We start from the raw sequence: 5,565 nt of genomic DNA, 5'->3' as shown, positions 1-5,565 counted from the left end.
GTGTCTAAGTAGTGCGCCAGCAGCGTGGGTGGCAGATGGCTGGTTTCCCCAATAGCAACACCACCGCCCCCTGTAGCCAGAAGGATGTCGTGGGTAAAGGGAGTCGCTCCCACCAGTTCGACACCAAGCGAGTCGGTCACCATATAAGCCAGCGTCAGGCCCACCTGAGTGTCGTCATCCACGTCCACACCCAGCCCCCCCACTGCCGGCAACGCCGGGTTGAAGGTCTCGCTGCTGGCATCCGGGTCAACCTTGATCCCCCCCAGACGCACAATCACGTCCCCCGCTTTATGGGCCATGGCAGGCCCGGCCATTAACACCCCGGTTAGCAGCAGCGCCGCTTTTCCTTGTCCTCGCAGTTGCATACAGTTCCCCTTTCTTCCAGCAAGATAGAGGCAGTGACCTGATACCCGACACAGGCTGTAATGGCCACCGCACCGGCACTATTGAAAGGCCGATGGCGACCGGGGGTATTGTTCTGAATCAATAAAAAGAGGCTTTCATACCATGTCATCCGCCCAACTGATTTCCGCCCTGCGCGATGCGCACCAGGCACACCTTTGTGCACAGCTGCAAAATGAAGAGCACTGGCAAGCCCTGATGGCCCAGGCCAGCGGCAGCCTGGGAGCCGTACCACTGGGCAAACTGGTAGACAGTGATTCGCTGACCACCGTAGTGGATCAATGGCTGCAACAAGCGCTCAGCGCCCAGGGACTGCAAGGTGTTGTCAGCGACGTCAGCAAGGCGGTCTGGGAAGCCGCCGAAAAGGATCCGGCCACCGTGGGCGAACTGCTCAGCGAAGACCATTTCGAGGCCATTCTGGAGCAGGTACTGAAGCTGCAGACCCTGCGCGAGAAAGCCATTCATGCTGCCATGAGCCATCCACTGGTCAGTGAAATGGTCAGCGAGATGCTCTATACCGGGATCAAGAATTTCCTGCTGGAGGAAAACGCTCTGGCCAAATTGCCTGGCGTCAGCAGCGTGATGAAAATGGGCCGCAAGAGCATGGTGGGCAAGGCCATGGGCGGCATGGAAGAGTCCATCCGCGATTACCTGAGAAAGAATATCCGCGTCACCCTGAAAACCGGCGAACAGTGGCTGAACAAGCAGCTCACCAACGAGCGCATTGAGCAACTGGCCCGGGACGGCTATCAGCGCGTGGCCCCTCTCAAGCCCGCCGACTATCTGAAACTGGTACCCGCCGGCACCATTGATGAAGTGGTCAGCCAGAGCTGTGCCATCGGCGATGAAACCGCCCGTCTGGATTACACCCGCCGACTGGTCAGCGTGGGCATTCACGCCGCCGTTCAATCCCTCAGCGATATGCCCCTGCAAACCCTGCTCGATGGCATGAAGATCAGCGAAGATAAAGTTCGTGAAATCACCGCCCCCGCCCTGGCCCGTGGCGCCACGGTCCTGATTGAACAGGGCGTACTGGAACCGTTTATTCAGTGGGTGCTGGATGATTTTTATCAGTCGGAGGCGTGTAAGAAAGCCGTTGAGGCAGTTAACAGTTAATAGTGAACAGCGACGCGACCCTGCTTTGGTGGGGTTTAAAAACCTGAGAGGCCGCGCCCAAAGTCTGGGCGCGGCCTCTTGCGTTGAAGTGACAATACAGTTTCCCGCGAACAGTTAACTATTCACTGTTAACTGTTCACTCAGAGAAACTGCTCCGCATACTCCGCCAGCAACGATCTCGGCACCCCGTTCAACTGCACCGAACCACCATGGACAAACCGCTTGAAGCGTTCGGTCATGTAGGTCAGGCCAGAGCTGGTGGGTGACAGGTAAGGGGTGTCGATCTGGGCCAGGTTGCCCAGGCAGACCACCTTGGAGCCTTCCCCGGCCCGGGTGATGATCGCCTTCATCTGATGAGGGGTCAGATTCTGGCTTTCGTCGATCAGGATCAGGGATTTCTGGAAGCTGCGACCGCGGATATAGTTCATGGCCTTGAACTGAATATTGGCCTTTTCCTTCACATACTGAATGCTGCCGGAGGGGTTTTCATCGTTCAGGTGCAGCGCTTCTATGTTGTCGTTGATGGCCCCCAGCCAAGGGTCCATTTTTTCCTCTTCCGTACCGGGCAGGAAACCATGTTCTTCCGCCAGCGGCGGCGTTGACCGGGTGGCGATGATCTTGTTGAAGCATTTCTGTTCCACCGTCATCTCAATAGCGGCCGCCAGCGCCAGAATGGTCTTACCGGAGCCGGCCGCACCGGTGAGGGTCACCAGGTGCACATCCGGGTCCATCAACAGTTGCAGCGCCATGGCCTGCTGCAGGTTCTTGGGCCTCAGGCCCCAGACCTCCTGATCCAGCAAACTGTCAGCCTTGTAGTGACGCAAGGTCACCACCCCGTTGTCCACATCCAGCACCCGCCCGACAAAGCCCTGCTCATCGATGATGTACTGATTGGGATAAACCTCTTCGCCAAGAATCTCGCTGACCAGCAAGCCATGGGACAGATGGTGCAGGGTATCGGCCCCCACCTGCTCGGTTTCCACCTGGGTCACCTGATCCCAGAAAGAACCCGGCACTTCGAAATAGCCACGGGTCAGCTGCTTGATGTCCGTCACCAGCTGATCGTTATGATAATCCTCCGATTCGATACCACAGGCCCGCGCCTTGAGGCGCATGTTGATATCCTTGGTGACCAGGATAAAGCGACGCTCCGGCTGCCTGGCCTGCATGGCGACCACATCATTGATGATGCGATTGTCGTTCAGATCATTGGGCAGGGGGGTATTCAGCTCGCCGGACGTCGACATCAACACTGTCAGCGTTCCCTGGGTGACCGTCTCCGGCCCTCGGGGAATGGGAATGCCCGCTTCCACCTGGGCCGGCGTGGCGCTACCCAGCACCCGGTCGATCTGCCGAATGGCCGCGCGACAATCCGCCGCCGTATGGGATTTGTTGCCGCTCTTCAGCTTGTCCAGTTCCTCCAGCACCGTCATGGGAATCACTACCCGATGTTCCTCGAAGTTGAGTAACGAATTCGGGTCATGGATCAGCACATTGGTATCGATGACGTAGGTTTTTTGCTGCTCTTGTTCGAGGGTTGAATCGTTCTGGTTGGCGCTTGCGTGATTGATGGAGAGGGTGTGAAGTCTGGCCGCGCGCTCTTCCATGCGTATCCCCTGTGACGGTTGCATCATGGGCGGCATTTGGCTGGGACGTCAGATCTGATGAAGCGAGAGTGACGCCTGCGCCTGCCGCCGTTGGTTTAAGCCTTTTGGCGGTTCAGTTGCAGCAGCTGTAACAGCTTTTGATCGCGATCACTCCCGCAATGGCGGGGGTTGGAATTACCATAACCCAGCTTTTTCGAAATGATCAATAGAAAACCTCGCAAAGTTTGCCGCCAGGCAGGCAGACGGTTGTCATAGCGTTTAGAATTGCCATTGGCTGTTCCTCCTCCTTCTTCTGTCACCAGGTTATCGCCATGTCCCTTGAGCACCCGCACGTCATGATGCCGCCGCCAGCCCTGTATCTGGGTGGCCTGCTGATGGGCTATGGCATTGATCAGGCTCTTACCCTGCCCGCCCCGGCGTTCCCGGGGGACCGCTGGGTGATACTCGCCCTGGCGGTGATCGGCACCGCCCTGGTACTGGCCGCGGTCATCCAGCTACGCCTGGCACGCACCACTCTGGTTCCCCATCGCCCTGCCAGCCAGCTGCTTACCGGAGGCGTGTTCCGACTGAGCCGCAACCCCATCTATCTGGGCTTTACCTGCCTTTACCTGGCCATGGCCCTGAGCCAACAAAGCCCGGGGATGCTGATCATGCTGGTGCCGATTGTCTGGGTGATCCAGCAGCATGTGATTGCCGCGGAAGAAGCGTTTCACGCCCAGCAGTTCGGGGAACAATGGCAGGCCTATCGGCAGCGGGTACGGCGCTGGTTGTAACAGCGGCCCGAGCGCGGATGGCCGTGGCTTGCGGCCCGCTCTTGAGAAACTCCACCGCGCCCAGCTTGCCGTGTTGAAGTCGCATATGGCGGGACCCGAAATGCCCCGGCACCAGGGTGCTGGCACGGGTCTGCCGGGGTAACCAGCCCAGCCGTCGATACAGTTCCGCCACCAGTTCCGAACAGAACCAGCCACGCTGATCGGGTTTGCGGGTGAACCCGGTCAGCACATCCAGCGCGTTACACAACACGTAGTTCTTGTAGGGACGATGGAGCAGGCGTTTTACCATCCGCGCCAGCAATTGCTGCTGCCGATCACTCAAGGGGGGCCCGTGCCGACGACGCAGCGCCACAGTACCGGGGTAATCACGCAACTTGTCCGCCAGTGGCACCAACGCCACGCCGGCCACCGGACAACCCAGGGTCACATCTGACGATTCACTGAGGGTGGTGGATTCGAGAACCAGAGGGTCGGGATTGCCGGGCAGGTGCACCACCATACCGATATGACTCCAGGGGCTGCGGGTAAAGACCCGGATTACCTCACTGGTGAAACCACGACCAGAGAACAACAGCAGATCCCCGGTTCGCAGCGAGCAAGCAGACTCAAGAGGCATTGTCATGGGCATAGCCACAGGCTCTTATCCGTTGCAGGACTATCCTGTGGCCACACTAGAAAAATGACGTGACGGTTCGCTGACAGTGGCGTCACGGTTTGGTGAAGAAAAACTGCCTATCTCTACAGCGCCGCTGCAGGAACGGAGCGTAGCGGAGTAACGCCCGCAGGGCGGCCCCGAAGGGGTGAGCGCAGCGAATAACACCTCTCAAGGTGCGAATCCGAGTGACAGCGAAGGAAATGTACAAGGTAACCACCAGCTCCTTCTAAAGACACCTGTCGAGCTCGGAAATCCCTGATCGCCCTTCGGTCGATTTCCTCGCTTCGCGAGGTTCGCGGCTCAAGATCCGCTCCTACAGCGGCTCCGTAGATACCCAGGTGATAACATGCAGGTAAGGCATCGTCATATTCCTGTTATCTACCGTCGTTACCCTGTGTAACCCTCTTTGCCTGTCCCCGCCCCCGCCTATGGAAGACAAGCTCTACCTGCTGCAACGCCATCTGCCCGAACTTCTGCATCTGGATGCACTGATTCGTCATGGTGAACGCCACCTGCGAGTGTCCACGGTTCATGAAGTGCCCATGGGTGAGTTGTCGTTGCCGGTGCGGGTGATCGAAATGGGCAGCACCTCTCCCGGCGTGCCGGTAATCGGTTTTTTTGGCGGCGTTCATGGCGTGGAGCGGATCGGCAGCCAGGTGCTGATGTCCTGGCTGCATAGCCTGATTCATCGTTTGCAGTGGGACGACCAGCTGCACCGGCGGCTGGAGCAGGTGCGACTGGTGTTCATGCCGATGATCAACCCGGGCGGCATCTGGAAGCGCACCCGCAGCAATCCCAATGGCGTGGATCTGATGCGTAACGCCCCTATTGATGCCATGGGCCGGGTACCGTTTCTGGTAGGCGGCCACCGCATCAGTCGACACCTTCCCTGGTACCGAGGGAAAAGTGGCGCCCCCATGGAGCCAGAAGCCCAGGCCGTGGTTCGCGTGGTGCGGGAAAAATTGATGTCTGCACCGTTCTCCATGAGCCTGGATTGCCACAGTGGCTTTGG

6 protein-coding genes and 1 pseudogene are annotated in these 5,565 nt (G+C 58.7%); 3 read left to right on the top strand and 4 right to left on the bottom strand.

Features of this window, described 5'->3' with window-relative positions; genetic code table 11:
* Nucleotides 1-365 (bottom strand): OmpW/AlkL family protein (locus tag ACFE0K_RS01880; protein ID WP_434534449.1); only part of this gene is annotated, 365 nt, incomplete at its 3' end.
* A gap of 142 nt (nt 366-507) precedes the next feature.
* Between ACFE0K_RS01880 and ACFE0K_RS01875 the strand changes: the two genes are divergently transcribed.
* On the top strand, nt 508-1,518 hold the full coding sequence (locus ACFE0K_RS01875) for a hypothetical protein (protein WP_434534448.1): 1,011 nt from the start codon (nt 508-510) through the stop codon (nt 1,516-1,518).
* Between the two features lie 140 nt (nt 1,519-1,658).
* Here the strand turns inward: ACFE0K_RS01875 and ACFE0K_RS01870 are convergent, their stop codons facing one another.
* Nucleotides 1,659-3,125 (bottom strand): PhoH family protein, encoded by a 1,467-nt coding sequence (locus tag ACFE0K_RS01870; protein ID WP_434534447.1) that lies wholly within the window; start codon nt 3,123-3,125, stop codon nt 1,659-1,661.
* A 95-nt stretch (nt 3,126-3,220) separates the two neighbouring features.
* Nucleotides 3,221-3,424, bottom strand: coding sequence for a hypothetical protein (locus tag ACFE0K_RS01865; protein WP_434534445.1), 204 nt, complete (start codon nt 3,422-3,424; stop codon nt 3,221-3,223).
* Nucleotides 3,425-3,436: 12 nt separating this feature from the next.
* On the opposite strand from ACFE0K_RS01865, the pseudogene ACFE0K_RS01860 reads away from it, so the two are divergent.
* Nucleotides 3,437-3,796 (top strand): annotated as a pseudogene (locus ACFE0K_RS01860) (methyltransferase family protein); the annotation flags it as partial.
* On the opposite strand, the gene ACFE0K_RS01855 reads toward ACFE0K_RS01860, so the two are convergent.
* Nucleotides 3,774-4,520 (bottom strand): hypothetical protein, encoded by a 747-nt coding sequence (locus ACFE0K_RS01855; protein ID WP_434534444.1) that lies wholly within the window; start codon nt 4,518-4,520, stop codon nt 3,774-3,776. The pseudogene ACFE0K_RS01860 and the gene ACFE0K_RS01855 sit on opposite strands and share 23 nt — an antisense overlap.
* A 461-nt stretch (nt 4,521-4,981) precedes the next feature.
* Here ACFE0K_RS01855 and ACFE0K_RS01850 point away from each other — a divergent pair.
* Nucleotides 4,982-5,565: M14 family zinc carboxypeptidase (locus ACFE0K_RS01850; protein ID WP_434534443.1), on the top strand; the 584-nt coding region annotated here is incomplete at its 3' end.

It is taken from the genome of Alcanivorax sp., assembly GCF_051117345.1.
Taxonomy (GTDB): domain Bacteria; phylum Pseudomonadota; class Gammaproteobacteria; order Pseudomonadales; family Alcanivoracaceae; genus Alcanivorax.
The sequence above is the reverse complement of the archived record's forward strand: the minus strand, read 5'-3'. Positions and strand labels throughout refer to the sequence as shown.